This window comes from Sphingomonas daechungensis, assembly GCF_039543105.1.
GTDB classification, from domain to species: Bacteria; Pseudomonadota; Alphaproteobacteria; order Sphingomonadales; family Sphingomonadaceae; genus Sphingomicrobium; species Sphingomicrobium daechungense.
Genome location: NZ_BAABJC010000001.1, coordinates 362952 through 383296 on the forward strand (window position 1 = coordinate 362952; position 20345 = coordinate 383296).

Annotated in this window: 18 protein-coding genes; 6 read left to right on the top strand and 12 right to left on the bottom strand. The window is 63.5% G+C overall.

Translation table 11 applies throughout. The features are described from left to right. Positions 1-108 precede the first annotated feature (108 nt). A complete protein-coding gene (locus ABD928_RS01825; RefSeq protein ID WP_345165509.1) occupies positions 109-1023 on the top strand; it encodes a LysR family transcriptional regulator in 915 nt (304 codons plus the stop codon). Here the strand turns inward: ABD928_RS01825 and ABD928_RS01830 are convergent. Together ABD928_RS01830 and glmS are read right to left on the bottom strand one after the other, a co-directional pair. Continuing rightward, a complete protein-coding gene (locus ABD928_RS01830; protein ID WP_345165512.1) occupies positions 1020-1742 on the bottom strand; it encodes an aspartate/glutamate racemase family protein in 723 nt (240 codons plus the stop codon). The two genes, ABD928_RS01825 and ABD928_RS01830, sit on opposite strands and share 4 nt — an antisense overlap. Further along, positions 1739-3562: a glutamine--fructose-6-phosphate transaminase (isomerizing) gene (glmS, locus tag ABD928_RS01835; RefSeq protein ID WP_187714211.1), complete on the bottom strand. Its 1824-nt coding sequence runs from the start codon at positions 3560-3562 to the stop codon at positions 1739-1741. The genes ABD928_RS01830 and glmS overlap by 4 nt, the downstream gene beginning before the upstream one ends. A 301-nt stretch (positions 3563-3863) precedes the next feature. On the opposite strand from glmS, the gene ABD928_RS01840 reads away from it, so the two are divergent. After that, the gene (locus ABD928_RS01840) at positions 3864-4484 is read left to right on the top strand and encodes a hypothetical protein (protein ID WP_345165515.1); all 621 of its coding nucleotides are present in this window, start codon (positions 3864-3866) and stop codon (positions 4482-4484) included. Positions 4485-4497: 13 nt separating this feature from the next. After that, the gene (locus ABD928_RS01845; protein WP_187714213.1) at positions 4498-5259 is read left to right on the top strand and encodes a hypothetical protein; all 762 of its coding nucleotides are present in this window, start codon (positions 4498-4500) and stop codon (positions 5257-5259) included. A 30-nt stretch (positions 5260-5289) separates the two neighbouring features. On the opposite strand, the gene glmU is transcribed toward ABD928_RS01845, so the two are convergent. The 9 genes from glmU to ABD928_RS01890 all read right to left on the bottom strand — a co-directional run bounded on the left by glmU (position 5290) and on the right by ABD928_RS01890 (position 16603). Further along, positions 5290-6642 carry a bifunctional UDP-N-acetylglucosamine diphosphorylase/glucosamine-1-phosphate N-acetyltransferase GlmU gene (gene glmU / locus ABD928_RS01850; RefSeq protein WP_345165518.1) on the bottom strand — a complete coding sequence of 451 codons (1353 nt, stop codon included), beginning with the start codon at positions 6640-6642 and terminating at the stop codon, positions 5290-5292. A gap of 21 nt (positions 6643-6663) precedes the next feature. Then, positions 6664-7803: a site-specific DNA-methyltransferase gene (locus tag ABD928_RS01855; protein ID WP_345165521.1), complete on the bottom strand. Its 1140-nt coding sequence runs from the start codon at positions 7801-7803 to the stop codon at positions 6664-6666. Positions 7804-7949: 146 nt separating this feature from the next. Continuing rightward, the gene (locus ABD928_RS01860; protein ID WP_345165524.1) at positions 7950-8621 is read right to left on the bottom strand and encodes a ribonuclease HII; all 672 of its coding nucleotides are present in this window, start codon (positions 8619-8621) and stop codon (positions 7950-7952) included. 97 nt (positions 8622-8718) lie between these two features. Continuing rightward, complete coding sequence (gene thiD / locus ABD928_RS01865) at positions 8719-9939, bottom strand: bifunctional hydroxymethylpyrimidine kinase/phosphomethylpyrimidine kinase (RefSeq protein ID WP_223276208.1); 1221 nt, start codon at positions 9937-9939, stop codon at positions 8719-8721. A gap of 43 nt (positions 9940-9982) precedes the next feature. Further along, complete coding sequence (gene glmM, locus ABD928_RS01870) at positions 9983-11323, bottom strand: phosphoglucosamine mutase (RefSeq protein ID WP_187714214.1); 1341 nt, start codon at positions 11321-11323, stop codon at positions 9983-9985. 40 nt (positions 11324-11363) lie between these two features. Next, entirely contained in the window at positions 11364-12023 is a 660-nt protein-coding gene (locus tag ABD928_RS01875) for an NnrU family protein (protein WP_345165528.1), read from the bottom strand. Further along, a complete protein-coding gene (locus ABD928_RS01880; protein ID WP_187714218.1) occupies positions 12020-13405 on the bottom strand; it encodes an amidohydrolase family protein in 1386 nt (461 codons plus the stop codon). The genes ABD928_RS01875 and ABD928_RS01880 overlap by 4 nt, the downstream gene beginning before the upstream one ends. After that, positions 13402-14805 carry an amidohydrolase gene (locus ABD928_RS01885; protein WP_345165531.1) on the bottom strand — a complete coding sequence of 468 codons (1404 nt, stop codon included), beginning with the start codon at positions 14803-14805 and terminating at the stop codon, positions 13402-13404. Before ABD928_RS01885 ends, ABD928_RS01880 begins: the two co-directional genes overlap by 4 nt. Then, the gene (locus tag ABD928_RS01890) at positions 14792-16603 is read right to left on the bottom strand and encodes a peptide MFS transporter (RefSeq protein ID WP_345170127.1); all 1812 of its coding nucleotides are present in this window, start codon (positions 16601-16603) and stop codon (positions 14792-14794) included. The genes ABD928_RS01885 and ABD928_RS01890 overlap by 14 nt, the downstream gene beginning before the upstream one ends. A gap of 110 nt (positions 16604-16713) precedes the next feature. On the opposite strand from ABD928_RS01890, the gene ABD928_RS01895 reads away from it, so the two are divergent. Next, complete coding sequence (locus tag ABD928_RS01895; protein ID WP_345165533.1) at positions 16714-17301, top strand: nitroreductase family protein; 588 nt, start codon at positions 16714-16716, stop codon at positions 17299-17301. Positions 17302-17332: 31 nt separating this feature from the next. Further along, a complete protein-coding gene (locus ABD928_RS01900) occupies positions 17333-17689 on the top strand; it encodes a GntR family transcriptional regulator (protein WP_345165536.1) in 357 nt (118 codons plus the stop codon). Here the strand turns inward: ABD928_RS01900 and ABD928_RS01905 are convergent. Further along, the gene (locus ABD928_RS01905) at positions 17686-19377 is read right to left on the bottom strand and encodes an acyl-CoA dehydrogenase family protein (RefSeq protein WP_187714219.1); all 1692 of its coding nucleotides are present in this window, start codon (positions 19375-19377) and stop codon (positions 17686-17688) included. The genes ABD928_RS01900 and ABD928_RS01905 overlap by 4 nt on opposite strands. Positions 19378-19424: 47 nt before the next feature. Between ABD928_RS01905 and ABD928_RS01910 the strand changes: the two genes are divergently transcribed. Further along, the gene (locus ABD928_RS01910; protein ID WP_187714220.1) at positions 19425-20342 is read left to right on the top strand and encodes an L-threonylcarbamoyladenylate synthase; all 918 of its coding nucleotides are present in this window, start codon (positions 19425-19427) and stop codon (positions 20340-20342) included. The last annotated feature ends 3 nt before the right edge of the window (positions 20343-20345 follow it).

Sequence of the window (20345 nt, forward strand, 5' to 3'; positions counted from 1 at the left end):
ACCATCCAGATAATCCCGGCAATCAGTTCGCGTAAGCAACGATTTCGTGCTAACATTCTGCAAAATTGCAGAACGGCAGTAGCGCCTTCAGGCGCTAGGAAAGCGGTCATGTTCGACTGGAACGACCTTCGATATTTCCTTGCGGTCGCGCGCGACGGAAGCACGCTTGCAGCCGCGCGGGCCCTGCGCGTCAGCCAGACCACCGTCGCGCGGCGGATTGCGGCGCTGGAGGAGGGACTCGGAGTTCGCCTCTTCGAAAAGCGACAAGCCGGATATTCGCTAACGCCTGCCGGCGAGGAGCTAGTGGATCGCGCGCAAGTCGTGGAACAGGCCGCGAGTGGCTTCTCCGAAGCTTCGTCGGCCTTGGCGAGAGACACGTCGGGCACCGTCCGCATAACCACCCAGGAAATCTTTGCCGTAAGCCTGCTCTCGCCCATGCTTCGCGAACTTCACGAGCGGCATCCCGAGATCATGATCGAACTCGACGACAGCCAGGACCTGCGAGATCTCGGCGAGGGCGAGGCGGACATCGCACTGCGAAGCTCGTATGGCGATCCCGCCGCTGGCATTGTCGGCCGACGGATCGGTATCGACGATTGGACGCTCTACTGCAGCCGGGATTATGCCGCTTCGCACGGCGTACCTGCCACGCGCCACGAGCTGAAGAAGCACGCCTTCATCGGCGGTGGCGGGCCGAAGCTTTGGCGCGCCTATTCTGCTTGGCTGCACGACCTCGGTCTCGATGACCGGATCATCATGCATCATGCCTCAGCGATGGGAATGATGTCGGCGATCCGCTCGGGCCTTGGCATCGCGGTCCTCCCCTGCATTGTCGCTGACGCCGACCCGGACCTGATCCAGTGCGTTCCGCCGAAAGACGACCATGGCCGCGTCATGTGGCTCGTCACGCACGAACGCGTCCGCCACACCCCGCGGGTGAGGATCGTGATCGATTTCCTCTACGAGCGGATCATGCGCCACAAGAAGGCGCTCGAAGCCCAGCGCGCCGCCGTCGCAGCCTAGACGGGCCCGCCGCGCCAGGTTGGCATCGGCCTATCCCCGACAGCAACCTCAACTGCGGCCCTGGCCAGCAATTGCGTGGATTCCAAGGTAGGAAGTGGCGACACATCTTTGCTGACCAGCAGCGGGATCTCCGTGCAGACCAGCGCCACTGCGTCGCATTCATCCGCCTTCAGCTTCTCGATAATGCGCACATAGGCATCGCGTGACGAGTCGGTGAAAACGCCAAGGCAGAGTTCGTCGAAGATGATGTCGTTGACCGTCTTCTGATCCTCCGCCGACGGAACGGCCCACGCAATTCCGCGACGGCCCAGCGCACCCGGGTAGACCGGCCCGTTCATCGTATACTTGGTGCCGAGAATCCCGACCTTTCCGCGGCCGTCCTTCGCCGCCTGCTCCGCCACCACCTCGCCGATGTTCAGGCCCGGGATCGGAAAAGGCTCTCCCGCGGCCTCCATCGCGATGTGGGCGGTGTTATCCGGAAGGACGAAGAAATCGGCGCCGGCAGCCGCAAGCTTCCTCGCATCGTTCATGAAGAAGCCGCGCAGCTCCTCGTTATCGCCCCGCTCCCATGCGTCGAGCACTAACGCCATGGGCGAACAGGTCATCGTGATCTCGGGATGCATGTGCGCGCCAAGCTTCGCCAAGCCCTCCATGCACGCCGTGTGAAAACAAAGCGTCGCCCCCTCGAAGCTGTGCGCGAGGATGCCGACGTGCTTCATTCCACCGTAACGCTCTTCGCGAGGTTGCGCGGCTGATCGACGTCCGTGCCTTTGGTCACCGCCACGTGGTACGCCAGCAACTGCACCGGCACCGCGTAGACGAGGGGCGCGATCAGCGGGTGCACTTCGGGCATCTCGATCGTCGCGATGCAGCCCTCGCCGGCATCTTCGAGGCCCTTGGCATCGCTGATCAGAACGATCTTGCCTCCGCGGGCCCGGACCTCCTGCATGTTGCTGACCGTTTTCTCGAACAGCGGCCCGGACGGCGCGAGGACGATCACTGGGACAGCTTCGTCGATCAGCGCAATCGGCCCATGCTTCATCTCGCCGGCGGCATAGCCTTCGGCGTGGATGTAGCTGATTTCCTTGAGCTTTAGCGCGCCTTCGAGAGCCAGCGGATAGTCTGGACCACGACCGAGGTAGAGCACGTCCCGCGCCGGCGCGATAAGATGCGCCATGGAGGCAATATCGTCATCGTGGCCGAGCGCTGCGTTCAGTGCGGCGGGGGCCTCCTGGAGGTGCTGGACGATTTCCTGCTCTTCTTCCCGACTCAGTCTGCCCTTCGCGCGGGCAAGGTTCGCCGAGAGAGCGGCCAGCACCGCCAACTGGCAGGTGAACGCCTTCGTCGAAGCCACGCCGATTTCCGGCCCGGCATACGTGGGAAGCAGAAGGTCCGCCTCGCGAGCCATCGAGCTTGTCGGCACGTTCACGACGACCGCAATCCGCTGTTGCTCGCTCCGGGCATGCCGCAGCGCCGCGAGCGTATCGGCCGTCTCGCCCGACTGACTGATGAAGAGCGCGAGCCCACCAGGCTCCAGCACCGGCTGGCGGTAGCGAAACTCGCTGGCAACATCGATGTCGACGGGAACGCGGGCGAACTGCTCAATCCAGTATTTCGCGACCATCCCCGCGTAAAAGCTGGTGCCGCAAGCCACGATGGTGACCCGGCCCACGGTCGCGAGGTCGAGGTCGCCTGTCGGCAATGCCACTTCGCCCTCGAATGGACGGACATAGCTCTGGAGCGTCTGAGCGACGGCGATCGGCTGCTCGAAGATCTCTTTCTGCATGTAATGGGCGTAATTGCCCTTCTCGACCGGAGCCGCAGAAGCGCCGGATTCGACGATCTCCCGCTCGACGGGCTGATTGTCACGGTCAAAGATCTCGATGCCCTCGCGGCGAACCACCGCCCAATCGCCCTCGTCGAGATAGGCAATCCGCTGCGTCCAAGGGGCGACAGCGAGCGCATCGGAGCCGAGATAATTCTCGCCGTCGCCATAGCCGACGGTGAGCGGCGCACCCATTCGCGCGCCAATGATGAGGTCGGGATAGTCGCGGAACAGAAATGCGATCGCGAACGCTCCCTGCAGCCGCGGCAGCACGGCGGCGACCGCGTCCTGCGGCGACGCGCCGCCTTCGACCTCCCGGGCAACCAGATGGGCGACAACTTCGGTGTCCGTCTCGCTTCGGAACTCGCGGCCATCGGCGATGAGCTCTTCTCTCAGCGGCTTGAAATTCTCGATGATGCCGTTGTGGACGATCGCCACCGGTCCGACGATGTGAGGGTGCGCATTGTCGACGGTCGGCGCCCCATGCGTCGCCCACCGCGTGTGAGCGATGCCAATCGTCCCACCGAGCTTTTCCCTGGCCAGCTCGCGGGCGAGATTGTCCAGCTTCCCTTCTGCCCGGCGACGGACGAGCTCACCGTGGTCGATCGTGCAGATGCCGGCACTGTCGTATCCGCGATATTCGAGCCGCTTCAGTCCGTCGAACAGCCGCTGAGCGACTTCACTTTTCCCGACAATCCCAACGATTCCGCACATAGACCCTCACTGGACGACCGCGTCCGACCCGCCCGACTGAGTAGTCCGTCCATTATGGATGTAAACTGGTCCATATTGGGCTTGTTCTACAGCGGTACCGTCCAACTCTTAACGCACATCAGCCGAGCTGTTCTGCGGGATAGCTCTAGTTCGGACGGAACAAAGTCTGGCCGCTGACCCGAAGTTCGGCTGGAGAGGGCCGCGATCAGGTTCTTGCGCGCGCCGGCCTTATGCCGGTCACAAAGCCTCTTCCAAGGCTGCAATTGGCTGTTAGGCTTGAGACATCGGTAGGGGGCCGTTTGTGAGTTTGTTCAAGTTTGGGGCGCTCGCGCTTGCGAGCACAGGCGTTCTTGCGTGCGCGGCGAATGCGCAGACGTCCACGCAATGCGAAGTCCATATCTACCCGGCTGATGGGGTGCACAGCGTCGGTGAGGATTTCGACGCCACCAAGCGCGTCGACCAAGATTTGAAGCATTATTACGAGATGGCCGGCCGTCCGCTCGATTGGCTGACACCGAGGCGTCAGGGCGAGATCTTGAGCGAAGTGGTGGTCGGTCACGTTCTCGGTATTTCCGAGACTTCTCGGGTGATCCATGCCAACTTCCTCACTCGCCGAGAAGCGATCGCGGCTGGCCCGAAGGCTCCGTCGACCGCCGCCTGCACGGTGGAAGTCATGCTCCCGCAAATCATGCTTGAGCGCGGCGGTCTCGCCGAGCGGTCCGTTCGCGTTTTTGGAGTCGTTCGACGCTTCGAAAACGGCACGCAAGTCTCGACCTTCAGCAGCTACGGCGCCGCCCCGATGCCCGGATTCCAGCTTCGGTCACCCGCGGAGGCAGAGAAAGCGACTCAGATCGTCGAGGCGGCTTATCGGGGAGCAGTTGAGGAACTGCTGCAGAATTCAGCAAAGCAAAAGCGTAAGTGAGGGGGAGAAGATCTTGAAATTCATGTATCTACTCAGCGCGGCACTGATCACCGCCGGTCCGGCGATTGCACAGGAGGTCGCTCCGGCGCCTGCGCCAGAGACTGTGACATCCGAAGCGGCACCTTCAGCACCCGCATCTTCTGAAGCCTCGACTGTCCAGGAAACCTCACCGTCACCCGTTGTCACGGCGGCCGCGGCTCCCGTCGCCGATGAGCCGAAGTGCGAACTGCACATCTGGCCGGCGGAGCGGTTCCAGGCGATGACGACGGGATGGCTTGGAGGCGGTCTGCTGGATGCCGCCATCCATGCGGACGGCGACAAGGCGCGCCGCTCGCAAATGGCGTCCGCTCTCGACCCGGGAGGTCAGCTTGACGCGCTTCAGAAGCTCGATCTCATCGCGCTTCTCAAGCTGCCTGCATCCAAGATTGTAACGCACGAGGAGGCGCTCGACCGCAAGACGGTCAACAAGATCCTGACCCGCCGCTCGGACTCGAAGGCGTCTTGCTATTCGGAGTTGATCGTCACCGACGTGCTTTACACCAAGGCGGCGATGTGGGGCCGCTCGCTCAGGACGTCTTTCATCCTGCGGCAGTTCGACGCGAGCACTGGGGCGCCGCGGATCAAGAAGACGACAGGCGGGAATGGCCTCAAGATCTTCCCGGCCAAGAAAGGCGAAGACACGACAGAGGCAGACGCGGAGCTCGTCAGCATCTTCCAGAAGAACTTCACCGAAGCGACGGAGAATTTCGCCAAGCAGACCGGCTCGACGAGCTAAGACCGATAAGGCGGCGGATGGCGCGGACGGCTAGTTGGCTTTCTTCGCCATCCGCTCCCGGAAGCGCTTGGCCCAGCCGGCTATGCCCTTCTGATCGCTGCGTTCAACGGCGAGGCTGTCGGCAGCGACATCCTTGGTGATGACTGAACCGGCACCGATGATCGCGCCTTCCCCGACGTTGACCGGCGCAACCAGCGCCGTGTTGGAGCCGATGAAGGCGCCAGCACCGATCACCGTGCTGTACTTGCCGAAGCCGTCGTAGTTACAGGTGATTGTGCCGGCGCCGATGTTGGCATCCGCGCCAACGTCTGCATCCCCGATGTATGAAAGGTGGTTCGCCTTCGCGCCTGGGCCCAGCACAGCCTTTTTCACTTCGACAAAGTTTCCAACCTTGGCCTTCTCGCCGATCTTCGCACCTGGGCGAAGCCGCGCAAAAGGTCCGATCACCGCTTTGGTCGCAACGATAGCGCCCTCGATGTGGCTGAATGCCTTGATGGTCGCCCCGTCCGCGATTTCGACGCCGGGGCCGAACACTACGTGCGGTTCCACTGTGACGTCGCGGCCGAGCTTGGTGTCGGCGGCGAACCAGACGCTCTCCGGATCGATTAGGGTCGCGCCGTCCTGCAGTGCTCGCTCGCGGCGGCGGCGCTGCCAGTCGAGTTCGAGGTGCGCCAGTTCCGCGCGGCTATTCACTCCTGCGGTTTCGTAAGGGTCACCTTCGATGACGACCGCGTCACGTCCTTCGGCAGCCGCGATGTTGACGACGTCGGGCAGATAATATTCCCCGGCGGCATTGTCGTTGCCGACCTCGTCGAGCCAGCGGAACAGGTCGGCTGCGCGGACGGCCATCATGCCGCTGTTGCACAAGCGAACCGCCCGCTCGTCGTCGGTCGCGTCCTTGAACTCGACCATTTTGGCGATGCAGTCGCCCTCGCCGAGAATGATACGGCCATAATTGAGCGGGTCGTCGGGAGTCGACGCGAGCACGACCACTCCAGGTCCATCCTGCCCGTCGAGCCGATCAAGCATGCGCTTCAGCGTATCGGGCTCAACGAACGGCGTGTCGCCGTAGAGGATCAGGACCGATCCATCATACCCCGACAGCGCGTCCCTCGCTTGCTGAACGGCGTGGGCCGTACCTTTCTGCTCTGCCTGATGCGCAATCAGAACGTCACGCCCCACAAGCGCCTTCTCTACCTGGTCGCGTCCTTTGCCGACTACCACGACACGCTTTTCGGCGCCGAGGCGATCGACGCTGTCGAGCAAGTGCATCAGCAGCGCCTTGCCGGCGATCGGATGCAGGACCTTATGCGTGTCCGAGCGCATGCGGGTGCCCTGCCCTGCCGCTAGGATCACGACTGCGAAATTGGGTGTGTCGCTCATTCGGGTGCGAGCAATGGCACCTTAGCTGAGACCGGCCAAGTGCCTTTGCCGAAGCGCATCGATCGGCTGCAGCTTTCCACCGTCCTCAACGTGCCAGAAACTCCAGCCGTTGCACGATGGAGCACCCTGTAGCGCAGCGCCGACCTTGTGGATGGAGCCGGCGTGCGCGTCACACACGAGCGATCCGTCAGCGCAAACCTTGGCCTGCCAGCGGCGCTTGCTGTCGGTCAGCATCGACCCGGGCGCGACCATTCCGGATTCGACTAGAAGCCCGAAGGCCACGCGAGGCGCAGAGCGCTTGTCCGGCACCACCTGCATCGCGCTCTCATCGAGCGGTAGAGTAGATTCGATGCGCTGCAAGGCGACCTTCACGTAGGACTTCTCGCGCTCGATGCCGATCCAGCGGCGCCCGAGACGGCGAGCCACTGCACCCGTCGTGCCGGTGCCGAAGAACGGATCGAGCACGACGTCGCCCGGCTTCGTGCAGGCCAGTAGGATACGATAGAGCAAGGCCTCGGGCTTCTGCGTCGGATGGGCCTTGATGCCCTCGTCGTCCTTCACCCGCTCCTGCCCGCTGCAAATCGGCAGCACCCAATCGGACCGCATCTGCAAGTCGTCGTTGAGCGCCTTCATCGCGCGATAGTTGAACGTGTAGCGCGCCTTCTCGTCCTTGGCGCACCAGATCAGGGTCTCGTGGGCGTTGGTGAAGCGCGTGCCGCGGAAGTTCGGCATCGGGTTGGCCTTGCGCCAGATCACGTCATTCAGGATCCAGAATTCAGCATCCTGAAGCAGAGAGCCGACACGGAAGATGTTGTGGTAGCTGCCGATCACCCAGATCGTGCCGTTGTCCTTGAGGATGCGGCGGGCCTCGGCGAGCCACTCGCGCGTGAAATCATCATAGGCGGCAAGGCTGTCGAACTTGTCCCATTCGTCATCTACGGCATCGACTCGGCTGCCTTCGGGGCGGAACAGGTCACCGCCCAGCTGGAGGTTATAGGGCGGATCGGCGAAGATCATGTCGACCGACTTGTCGGGCAGGCGCGCCATCTCGGCGATGCAGTCGCCCATCAGGATCTGGTCGAGCGGAAGCTCTCGCTTCGCCGGACTGGTGCGCGGGCGCAGCGCGCCCTGTGTCTCCGCAATGCGGGCGATCAAGTTCATGCAACTCCCCCTTGCGGTGAAAAGTGAGTCAGGCCTGACTCGCGGTCAAGCGAACAGAGGTTAACGCCGCCTGGAGGTGGTTGAGAACGAAGAGAGTCCGCTAAGACTCGACCACAAGATGTTGAGTCTCCTGGGACTCCCGAGACTCAACCTGTGGTGGTGTGACTCAAAGGACTCGCGATTGCGATTTCCGGAAGTTGCAACTCCGGTTGAGCAGCTGCGGCGAGCATATCGCGAACCAGACCGAAGCTGCGGCGGTGTAAAGGCGTCGGTCCAAGCTCGCGCAAGGCCCGTCGGTGATGGGGCGTCGGATAGCCGCGATTCCGCTCCCATCCGTAACCGGGATAAGTCTCCGCGTGCTGCACCATCATGCGATCGCGAGTGACCTTGGCGATGATCGAGGCGGCGGCGATGGAGCGGCACTTGGCGTCGCCGTCGACGATCGCCTTGGACGGCCGCTGCCATTTCGGAGTCGCGTTGCCATCGACGAGCACCCACGCCGGCTCGATACCGAGTGCCTCGACCGCCCGGCTCATTGCCAACATGCGCGCCCAGTAGATGTTGATCGTGTCGATCTCTTCCACGCTGGCGACGCCGACGCCAAATGCCGCGACCTTGGTCAGCTTGGCATAAAGCGCCTCGCGCTTTTCCAGCGGCAAGTTCTTGGAATCGTCGATGCCGCGCGGAAATTTGTTGCGGTCGAGGATACAGGCCGCTGCGACCACCGGCCCCGCAAGCGGGGCGCAGCCGGCCTCATCCACGCCGGCAAGCGGCTGCGGGAAGTCCAGCTCGATCTTGAAGGAGCAGCGGCGAGGCATTGAGTCACTTGTGTACCCCTGCGAAGGCAGGGGTCCAGTGACCTATCGCTGATTTTCCACAAGAAACTGGGCCCCTGCCTTCGCAGGAGCGCAACAACTACTCGACGCGCCAGGGCGGGAAGCGGCGCGCTTCCCCCGCCTTGTAGAGGAAAATGATGTTACCCGACGGGTCGCGAAGGCGGGCCTCGCGCCACATCCACGGCTGGTTGCGCGGCGCATGCTCGAACAGAATACCGAGGCGGGCGAGCCGCTCCACGCGGGCATCGAGGTCGTCGCATTCGAGGTAGACGGCGGTCGTCGCCGAGATCTTCTCGTCCGGATCGGCCTGGATCGACAGGGTCGCTCCGCCAAACGTCTCGAACCGGGCGTAGGAGTTTTCCGGGCTGTCGACGATCTGCTTGAGGCCGAGCTTCGAATAGAAATCGACGGACTTGGCGTAATCCTTCACCGTCAGCGTCACCTGGTTGAGCCGCGGTCCCGGACCCACGTCCAGGCGGACATTGGTCGACCCTACAGGGCCCGAGCCATGCCCGAGGTCCGGCGCTGCATAGAGCGCCACCCGGACAAAGGTCCGCGCTCGCTCCACCGCTGACGTCAAACTGTCGCCCTGCCCCAGAAGGCAGGCAATCGCGCTCGCCAGCGTGCAGCCGGTGCCGTGCGTGCTGGTGGTGTCGATCCGCTGGCCCTGCCAGCTGGTCATGTTGTCGGTTTCGATCAGTGCATCGGCGAGCGTGTCGCCTTCCTCGTGACCACCTTTGATCAGCACCGCGCAACCGTGATCGCCCACGAGTCCGAGAGCGGCAGCGACCGGGTCATCCTGATTGCTGAGCCGCGCGAGCTCCGGCAGGTTGGGCGTGACGATCGTCGCAAGGTCCATCAAAGGGCCGAAAGCGGCGATCGTGGCGTCGTCGGCCAGCGAGGATCCGCTCGTCGCGACCATGACCGGGTCAAAGACGATCGGGAGATCGGGATTCTCTGCCTTGAGCCGTTGAAGCCTCAGAGCGAGCTGCTCCGCGGCAAAGACGCTGCCGATCATTCCGATCTTCACCGCGTCGACGCCAATATCCTCGATGACCGCGTCGATCTGGGCGAGGATCACCTCGGCCGGGACCGGGTGCACGGCGGTCACTCCCGTCGTGTTCTGCGCGGTCACGGCCGTCACCGCGGTCATCGCATGGCCGCCGAGCATCGTGATTGTCTTGATGTCGGCCTGGATGCCGGCGCCCCCGCCGGAATCCGAGCCGGCGATGACGAGGACTCGCGCGGGCTTCGCGGTCATTGCGGCGCTTCGGGCGCCGTACGGGGCGAAACTGTCCATGCGCACAGCGTCCCGGTTTCGCGTCTAATTGCGAAGAAAGGGTTCACGCTGCGCTTTGTACCGCCTCGCAGATGTCGTCGACCAGCCGCTCGACGAGCTTGGGGTCGTCGCCTTCGGCCATGACCCGGATGAGAGGTTCGGTGCCCGACTTGCGGATGACGAGGCGACCACGCCCCTCAAGCTCCGCTTCGGCGGCGGCAATCCGCTGCTGGACGCGGTCGGTTTCGAGCGGCGCCTTGCCGCCGTTGAAGCGCACATTCCTCAGCAGCTGCGGCACCGGGTCGAACAGGTGCAGGACCTCGCTTGAGGGCTTGCCGCTATCGACCAGCGCGGCAAGCACCTGGAGTGCGGCGACCAGCCCGTCGCCGGTGGTCGAATGGTCGCTCAGGATGATGTGACCGGACTGCTCCCCGCCGACATTGCACTTCTTCTCCCGCATCGCCTCCAGAACGTAGCGGTCGCCGACTGCGGTTCGGATGAGCCCAATCCCCTCCTGCTGAAGCCGGCGTTCCAGCCCGAGGTTGGACATGACCGTCGCGACGACCGAACCGCCGCGAAGCTCGCCGCGACGTTGAAGGTCGAGCCCGACCAGCGCCATCATCTGGTCGCCGTCGATGATGCGTCCCTTCTCGTCGACCAGGATCAGGCGATCGGCGTCGCCGTCGAGCGCGATGCCGATGTGAGCACCGCTCGCGACGACCGTTTCCTGCAACAGCTGGGGCTTGGTCGATCCGCATTCGGCGTTGATGTTGAGGCCGTCCGGCTTCACGCCGATCGGGATGACGTCGGCGCCGAGCTCCCACAGAGCCTCCGGAGCGACGTGGTAGGCGGCGCCATTCGCGCAATCGACAACGATTTTGAGGCCGTCCAGGCGAAGCCGTTCCGGAAATGTCGACTTCACATGGTGAATGTACCGCCCACGGGCATCGTCGATACGGCGGGCCCGCCCGATCTTCTCCGCAGCGACGAGCTTCACGCCCTTTTCGATCTTCGCTTCGATGGCCTGCTCGGTCTTGTCACTGAGCTTGTAGCCATCCGGCCCGAATAGCTTGATGCCATTGTCGGCGAACGGGTTGTGCGAGGCGGAGATCATCACGCCGATATCCGCGCGCATCGACCGTGTCAGCATCGCCACCGCCGGCGTAGGCATCGGCCCGAGCAGCACCACGTCCATGCCCACGGAGGTGAAACCGGCGACCATCGCCGATTCCATCATGTAGCCGCTGAGGCGCGTGTCTTTGCCGATCACGACACGATGGCGGTGATCGCCGCGGAGGAAGTGAGCACCTGCTGCCTGCCCGACGCGAAGCGCCGTTTCGGCCGTCATCGGCTCGCTATTGGTCAGGCCGCGGATACCGTCGGTACCGAAGAATTTGCGTGTCATTGAAATCGGTTTAGCGCGGCTGGTTCAGCAGTGCGAGTGGTCAGCCAACCCAACTCCAAATGCCGACCGGCCCGGGGTGAAGCCAGGTGGCGACCAGGAACAGCAATGTCCCGCCGAGGACTGCGGTCGTGCCCGGCCACTTCGCACCCTTTGTGAATGGAATGAAGGCGGTCTGGGCCAGCCATTCGTGGAAGTGCTCGCCCATCAGCTTCCGCTTCTTCGCATCCTGCCCCACCGATCCAACGACCGCGAGGACGAAAATGGCGGTGTCGAATACGAGCGCCTTCATGGTGGCGATCACAAGGAAGTGCACGATCGCCCAGAGCGCGAAGCTCCACATCATGGGGTGGCGGGTGATAGTGAAGACGCCTCCCGGAATTCGCCCGCGCTCGAGGCGAGCGCCCGGAAGCGCCGGATTGCTGATGAAGGAGCCGACGAAAAGGATCGAAGCCAGCCACATCAAGACGGTCCCGACAGGCCAAACCCATGCGCCGAACTGCCAGTTGGGCGGCTCCCGTCCGATGGCATGGTAGAAATAGATCATCAGTCCGAAGAACAGCAGCGACTGGAGCGAATAGACGAGTTGGAAGCCGCGTTCCCCCAAATGGCTGACCATCCAGGAACGCATGGGGTGCGACCAAAGGAGATGAAGACCGACGAAGGCGATGCAGGACAGGAACAGTCCGGCCTGCGGAGTCACCGCGTGTAAGCCTCAGGAAGCACGTCGCGGCTCAGGTCTCTGTACCGGTCGCGCAGCTTGGTCTGCCTCGTGTCCATCGGCTGTTGCACCCCGTCGATGAATACCGCGTCTGCGTTGGACGATACCTGAAGTGGGTCTCCAGACCAAATGACGACATCGGCTCGGCGGCCAGGCGTGAGGCTGCCGATATCTCGACCCATTCCAAGAGCCTCGGCGGGACCCGAGGTGATCATTGCCAATGCCTCACCCCAGCGCACTCCGCTGGCGCCCGGCACATCTCTCAATGCAACGAGATTGCCGGCATATTGCCGCTGGTTGAACAAGTAGCGGGTATCGTTGTCATCGATCATGCCGATGGCCACGCGCACGCCGGCATTCCGCATTCTTCCGACATTCGACTGGGTCGCAGCGATCTGTTCGAAGTTCGCGGGCAAGTCGTTCACCGCAGAAGCGATAACCGGCACGTTCGCGGCAGCGATCTTGTCGGCGACCAGCCAACCTTCCGTCGCTCCGACAAGTACGATCTTCAACGCGGGATAGTCACGCTTCAGGCTCAGAACGTTGAGGATGTCGCGAGCCCGCTCGACGTGAACCAGCAGCGCCTGCCGTCCCTGCAGCACAGGCACCAGTGCCACGGCATCATATCGGGTGAGAAGCACGTCGTCGCTTCGTCGTGCATCCGGCCCATAGAGGCGCGACTCGTTCGGGTTGCGGACGATCGGCTGGTCGGCCTGGTTTTCGACCGCCCTGCCCGACGACGCGATCGAGCCGGAATATCGGCCCAGTTCCCTCGCCTCGCGGAGTGCGTTGCGGAACTGGATGTACGCGGACGGCCGCGACCCGCCCGCCGTGTTGCCGCCTGTTTCCCCAAGCTCGACAAATTGGAAGGCGCGAGCGCGCGTGATCGGCTCCATGTCGGCACCGAGGTCGATCACTGCGCCCTGCCCGGCAAAGATGCTGCGGGCGACGTTCGGCGCCACGATCGCGCGCGTAACCCCGTCGGCCCGGTTCACCGAGATGGCCGTGTCGGACGGATTGATACCCGGGGCGACGTCGATCGCCGCTCCGAACGGACCGTTCTGGGCCTTGTCGTCGGTTAGCGGCCCGGAAAGATCGACTTCGCTCAGGCCAAGGCGTGAGAAGCCGGCGACGATGCCGGGCGTAACCCACTTGCCCCGGGCGTCGACGACCTCCGCTCCGGGCGGAATGCGCACGTTGGCGCCGGCAGCGACGATGCGTCCATTGCGGATGACGACAGTGCCGCCCGTTATGGGCTCGGAGCCGTCTCCGAGCGCAACGGTGCCGCCCGTGATTGCGATCGTCTGCGCGGCGACCGGAGCCGCTGTTGCAAGGAGCGCGCAGGCGATGAGCACGCGGATCACTTGACGTCTCCCTCGCCCGGCTGTCCGAGCTCGAAGTCGCTGACGGGCTTCATCCGCGGGTTGCCGCTGAAGTACATGAGCGCGCCGTCGATCCACACGCGCTCAGGGCGGGCGTAGGTGCTGAACGGATTGGCGTTCCACAGGACGACGTCGGCCATCTTGCCTTGCTTCAGGCTGCCGGTCTTGTCGGCAATGCCCAGCGCCTTGGCCGGATTGTAGCTGAGCCAGGTCCAGGCGTGCTCATCGCTGATGGACAGACCCATGCGACGCCCGTCGGCGAGCGCCTTCGCTGCCTCCTGGTTCAATCGCTGGATGCCGTTCGGATCGTCGGAGTGGACGATCGCGCAGGCGCCGGCATGGTCGACCAGCGGGATGTTTTCCTTCATTCCGTCATAGGCTTCCATCTTGAAGCCCCACCAGTCGGCCCACATCGCCGCGCAAATGCCGTTGGCGGCTAAAAGATCGGCAACCTTGTAGGCTTCGACAGCGTGATGGAAGGCCGTGATCTTGTAGCCGAATTCCTTCGACATATCGATCATGATGGCCATTTCGTCGGCGCGGTAGCAGTGGTTGTGCACCAGGATCTGGCCGTTCAGCACGCCCATCAGCGTGTCCATCGCCAGATCGCGCTCCGGCATATCACCGCCGGTCTTATTATAGCGATCCCATTTGCGCTTGTAGGCCTGCGCCTTGATCCATGTCGCGCGATCCACCGCGATGTTCCCCATCCGAGTCTGGGGCATCTGGCTCTTGGATCCGTAAACGCGCTTCGGGTTTTCACCGCATGCCATCTTCAGACCGTAAGGAGCGCCGGGGAACTTCATCCCCTGCACAGTCCGCGCGGGGACGTTCTTCAGCGTGACGGACCGACCGCCGAACAGGTTTGCCGACCCCGGAAGGATCTGCAGCGCCGTGACGCCACCGTTCATCAGGGCCCGGCTGAAGCCGGGGTCCTGCGGCCACACGCTGTGTTCCGCCCAGACCTCAGGCCGAACCGGGCTGGTCGCCTCATTGCCATCGCTGTGTGCTGGGACTCCGGGCGACGGGTAGTCGCCGAGGTGGCTGTGCACATCGATAATGCCGGGCGTTACGAACTTGCCGGTACCATCGACCTGATAGGCACCCTCAGGAACCGGCGTGTCGGCTCCACCGATCGCCTGAACCACGCCATCGGCGAGAACGACCGTGCCGTTTTCGATGCGACCGCCTTCCCCGTCGAAGATAGTCGCGCCGCGGATTGCGGTCACGGCTCCCGGGTAGCGCTGGTAGGTCGACGGATACGGGTCCTGGTTGATCCGCACAGGCGGCGCCGCTTTCTTGGGCGGCGGCGTCTGCGCGCATCCGGACGCAAGGAAGGCAGCGGCGGCACAGGCCGCCGTCACCCACTTATTTGACACCATGCATCCACTTCTTGAGCGGGAAGCTCAGGAGGAAGAGGACGACACCGGCGCCGATGGCGATCCAGGCGATGGTCGTGAACGTCGCTGCGTAGGTGTCGAGGCTGACCTTCAGGTTGGTGACCTGACCGCCCACCGTCTCGACGCTCGCGAACTGCGCGACGACGCCTGCGACATATTGCGCAACCGAGATCGAGAGGAACCAGACCCCCATCATCAGGCCAACCACCCTGGCGATCGACAATTTGGTGATCATGCTCAATCCGACCGGCGATATGCACAATTCTGCGAGCGAATGGATCAGGTAGAGGCCGGCGAGCCACCAGAGGCCAACCTGCCAATTGTTCTCGGGGCCGGCGAACGTCGTTCCGAGCACCAGGAACAGGAATCCTGCTCCGACGCCAACGAGCGCGATCGAGAACTTCACCGGTATGGACGGCTCGAGGCCTCGCTTTGCCAATCCGAGCCAAAGCAGGCTCATCAACGGCGCGAAGATCACGATGCTGATCGGGTTGAAGTTCTGGGTCTGCGGCGCCGACATCGCGAACAATCCGAACACGCTGCGATCGGTGTTGCGATCCGCGAACAGGGTCAGCGACGATCCTGCCTGCTCAAACAAGGTCCAGAAGAAGACGTTGAAGACGATGAGGATCATCGCCGCCGTCATCATCTGCGCTTCCTGCTTCGTTCCCTTCGCGAAAGACCAGGCGAGGATTCCCGGCACAGCGATGATGAACGTGCCGAACAGCAGCTTGCCCATCAGCGGAAGCGAGGCGAGATAGCCGATGAAGCCCGAACCAGGTTCGGCCTCCGTTGCGTTCATCAGGTTGCTGAACAGGAAGACGAACACGGGAACCGCGAGCAATGCGCAGATGTAGATGGCGACGTCGCGATTCTTCGCGTCTGCGGGCCGCTCGCCATAGCCATCGAGGCGCCCGCCATCGAACTGGATGAGGGCGTAGCTGATCAGCATGCCGACGCCGGCAAGGCTGAGACCGGCCCACCAACCGAGCCAGTCGGCAAGGAAGGGACAGAGCAACTGCCCGCCAATAGAGCCGAGATTGATGCCCATGTAGAAGATGGTGAAGCCGCTGTCCCGGCGACGGTCGCCCTGATCATACAGTGCGCCGACGATGGTCGAAATGTTCGGCTTGAAGAAGCCGTTCCCCACCGAAACTAGCGACAGTGCGATCAACATGATCGTCAGCGTCAGCGGGTCGCGCTCGCCGCCGAACTCGACCGTGCCTTTGGCAAGTCGCCGCGCTTCCTGCCCATTATTCAGAAGCGACACGGATCCGTCGTCATTGCCCCGGATCAGGAGCTTCTGGCCTCCGTCGACGATGAAACGCGCCTCGTTCGGATCACTCGTCGGCCGGTCGACGAAATTGTCGCGGACAACTTCGTATCGCTGGCCATCGATCGTCGCGATCGGCTTAGCCGCCGAACCGCCAAAGGCGAGGGTGAAATAGCCTAGCGCCATCAGAATGGCGCCGAACTTGATGGAGCGCTTGGAGCCCAGATACTGGTCGGCGATGAAGCCACCGACTAGCGGGGTCAGGTAAACGAGGGCCGTGTAGCCGCCGTAGAGGCCGGTCGCCTGCTGATCCGAGAAGAGAAAGTGCTTGGTCAGATAGAGCGTCAGCAACGCTCGCATGCCGTAGTAGCCGAAACGCTCCCACATCTCCGTAGTGAAGAGGCGAGCGAGCTGGCGCGGGTGCCCGAACCAGGTTTCCTTCTTGGCTGGATTGGTGCGCCCCGAAGCGGGCGAAAAAGGTTCTTCTACGGCCGGTGTATCGACCATCCGGATGTCTCCCCTCACGGATGTACTCAAGTGGCGGCGACCCTAACGGGCAATTCTTCCTTGTGAAGCGGATTGTTGCGGGCGTCCGGCCTCCCTAGATGAACGGCTCGATGCTTAACGACCTTTCCTCGACCTTATCCTTGCTCAAGACCCGCCGTTCCGGCCGCCCGCGCGAAATGGTTGGGCCCGGTCCTTCAGACGATGAGCTGCGGCAGATCCTCGAGATCGCGATGCGGGTTCCTGACCACGGCAAGCTGGCGCCCTGGCGCTTCGTCGTCGTCGGAAAGGACCAGCGGAACGCCCTCGCAAATCTTCTGCATAAGGCTCTCGATGCCGAGGATGCGCAGGCAGGAAACGCACATCACGAGAAGGAAGAGGAATTCGCGCATCAAGGTGAAGCGTTGATCGTTCTCGTCTCATCGCCGGTGCAGAACCACAAGATTCCGGTCTGGGAGCAGGAGCTTTCGGCCGGGGCGGCGGCAATGAACCTGCTCACGGCCGCTCACGCTGCGGGATATGTCGGGGGGTGGATCACGGGCTGGCGGGCCTATTCGCCGACCGTCAACGCCGCCTTCGCGGGCCCGGGCGAACGCATCGTCGGCTTCATCTTTCTGGGAACCCCCGGACGGGAGCTTGAGGAACGTCCGCGTCCCGATCCGGGCCATGTCGTTCGGAAATGGGCGTCGCCCGCAGATTGACCAGACATCCGACGTGCTGTATTAGAACAGCATGACGCTTCGCACGAGTCACGAGAAACCGGTCTACGTCCGCCTCCGCGAGACAATTGCCGACGCAATCCTTTCCGGACAGTTTCGTGACGGCGACCCCCTTCCCTCGGTTCGTGCTTTGGCAGCGGAGCAGCAGGCGAACCCGCTGACCGTCGCCAAGGCGTATCAGGGCTTCCAGGATGAAGGATTGGTCACTGTTCGGCGCGGCGTCGGCCTGTTCGTCGCGCCGGGCGCACGCGCGCGTCTGCGGGACGGGGAGCGCAAGCGCTTCATCGAACAGGAATGGCCGGCGATCCGCGAGCGCATGGCCCGCCTCGGCATCGATCCGGCCGACCTCGCCGAACGGCAGAGCGCCTAGGCCAGCTCCTCCGCGGGAGCTTGGTAGATCATCTCGGCCGTAGCTTCCGCACCGGCGCCGAGACCAACCGCTTCCGGCACGATCACCGACAGAAAATATTCGATCGCAGCGCGCCGGCCGGCATTGCCTCCACCACCTTCGCCGGCATTGATCGCTCGTCCCAGTCGCTCCACCAGCCAGCCCGCTGTCAGGACAGCTGCCATGGTCATCAGCGGGTAGCTGGCCGTTAGGCGGTCATCCGGCGAGGCGTTGCGCGCGCTCGCCACCAGCACTTCCAGCTCATCCGTCAGCAGGATGAGTTCCTTGTGCTGCGCGTCGGCCCGAATATCCGCGATCAGCCCGTCGAACGCCGCGCCGCCGTCCAGGCCTATCTTTCGCTGGACGAAGTCTGCTGCCTGAATCCCGTTCGTACCCTCGTAGATCGGGGCGATACGAGCATCCCGAAGATGCTGCGCGGCCCCGGTTTCCTCGATGAACCCCATGCCACCGTGGACCTGGATGCCGAGGCTGGCCACCTCGCAGCCGACGTCCGTGCACCAACCTTTGACCAACGGCGTCAGGACGTCAGCGCGCAACCCGGCCTCGCCGTCGCCGACGTTCGCGCGGTCGAGTTGGCCGAAAGCGTAATAGGCTAGCGAGCGTGCGGCGATGGTCAGAGCGCGCATACGGACGAGCATCCGCCGGACGTCCGGATGATCGGCGATCCGCACCGGCAGGCCCGCTCTCACGCCCTGCTTGCGATCTAGCGCATAGGCGACCGCGCGCTGGGTCGCGCGCTCGGCGAGCCCGACGCCCTGCAGGCCGACATTCAGGCGGGCATTGTTCATCATCGTGAACATTGCGGACATGCCGCCCAGCTCAGGGCCGATCAGCCAGCCGGTTGCGCCGCCCTCTTCCCCGTAGGCCATCACGCACGTCGGCGACGCGTGGATGCCCATCTTGTGCTCGATGGACACGCAACCGAGATCGTTTGGAGTGCCGTCCGGAAGCACCTTCGGAACGAGGAACAGGGAAACCCCCTTCGTGCCGTCCGGAGCGCCGGGCGTGCGGGCGAGCACCATGTGAACGATGTTGTCGGTGAGATCGTGCTCCCCGTAGGTGATGAAGATCTTGGTCCCGCTGACTTTCCAGCTGCCGTCCCCTGCGGGAACGGCTTTCGACTTGAGCGCACCCACGTCGCTTCCGGCCTGAGGCTCGGTCAGGTTCATCGTCGCAGTCCACTCACCGCTGACGATCTTGGACAGATATTCGCGTTTCAGGTCGTCCGAGCCATGCGCGTCGATCGCCTCCACGGCACCAAGGCCAAGCATCGGGCACAGCGCAAAGGCCACGTTGGCCGCGTTGAAATCCTCCATCATCGCCGCCGAGAGGCTGTTCGGAAGGCCCTGCCCGCCGGCCTCGACGGGTCCGGAGAGGCCCATCCATCCGCCTTCGACAAACCTCGCATAGGCTTCCCGCCAACCTGGCGGCGTCGTCACGGCACCATCGACCCAGCGCGATCCCTCGCGGTCGCCCACCGTGTTGAGTGGCGCAAGCTCACCCTCCGCGAATTCGGCGGCACCTTGAAGCACCGCATCGACCATGTCCGGCGTCGCTTCGGCAAAGCGATTGGATTTCGCGAGTTCGGCGATGCGCACGACATGATCAAGGACAAGGCGTTGGTCACTGACTGGGCTTGCGAAGCTCATGTTTGCTCCACTTGATGGCGGCTGCCCGCGTCTATAGCGGCGGCGCCATGCCAGATGCCACCCGGATCCTGCCGTATAGTACGGACGCGATCGCCGAAGCGGCGGATCTTATTCGTAATGGGCTGCCGGTCGCGGTCGCGACGGAGACGGTCTACGGCCTGGCGGCGGATGCGACCAATGCCGGAGCGGTTGCTCGAATCTATGAGGCGAAGGGACGTCCGGGCTTCAATCCGTTAATCGTCCACGTGCCTGACCTGGCTTCGGCAACGGAGATCGGAGAATTCTCGACCGAGGCTGTGGACCTTGCCAAGCAATATTGGCCCGGCCCCCTGACCCTCGTCGTGCCGCTTCGATTGACCTCGCCGATCGCTTCACTGGTTACAGCAGGCCTTCCGACGATCGCTCTGCGGGTCCCGGCCCATCCGGCAATGCAAGCTTTGCTGCAGGAGGTTGGGCGCCCGCTGGCCGCGCCATCCGCCAACGCCAGCGGGAGCATCAGCCCAACCCGCGCCGAACATGTCTTGAAGAGCCTCGGCGGTCGAATCCCGCTGATCGTCGATGCCGGACCGACCGAGCGCGGCCTTGAATCGACCATCATCGCCGCGACCGGCGGTCCTCTTAGACTTCTCCGACGCGGTCCAATCGAAGTCGCTCAAGCCGTCGAAGGGCACAGCGACAAGATCGAAGCCCCTGGGCAGCTCGCGAGCCATTACGCCCCGTCGAAGCCACTGCGCCTTAATGCTAGTGAGCCGCTAAGCGACGAATTCCTGATCGGCTTCGGTCAGGTGGCCGGTGACGCGAACCTCAGTGAATCCGGCGACCTTGTCGAAGCCGCAGCGCGCCTTTTCGACCTTCTTCACCTCGCCGATGACTCGGAACAAGCGCGGATTGCGGTTGCCCCCATCCCTGCCGACGGCCTCGGTGCCGCAATCAACGATCGCTTGCACCGCGCCGCAACCGCGTGATCG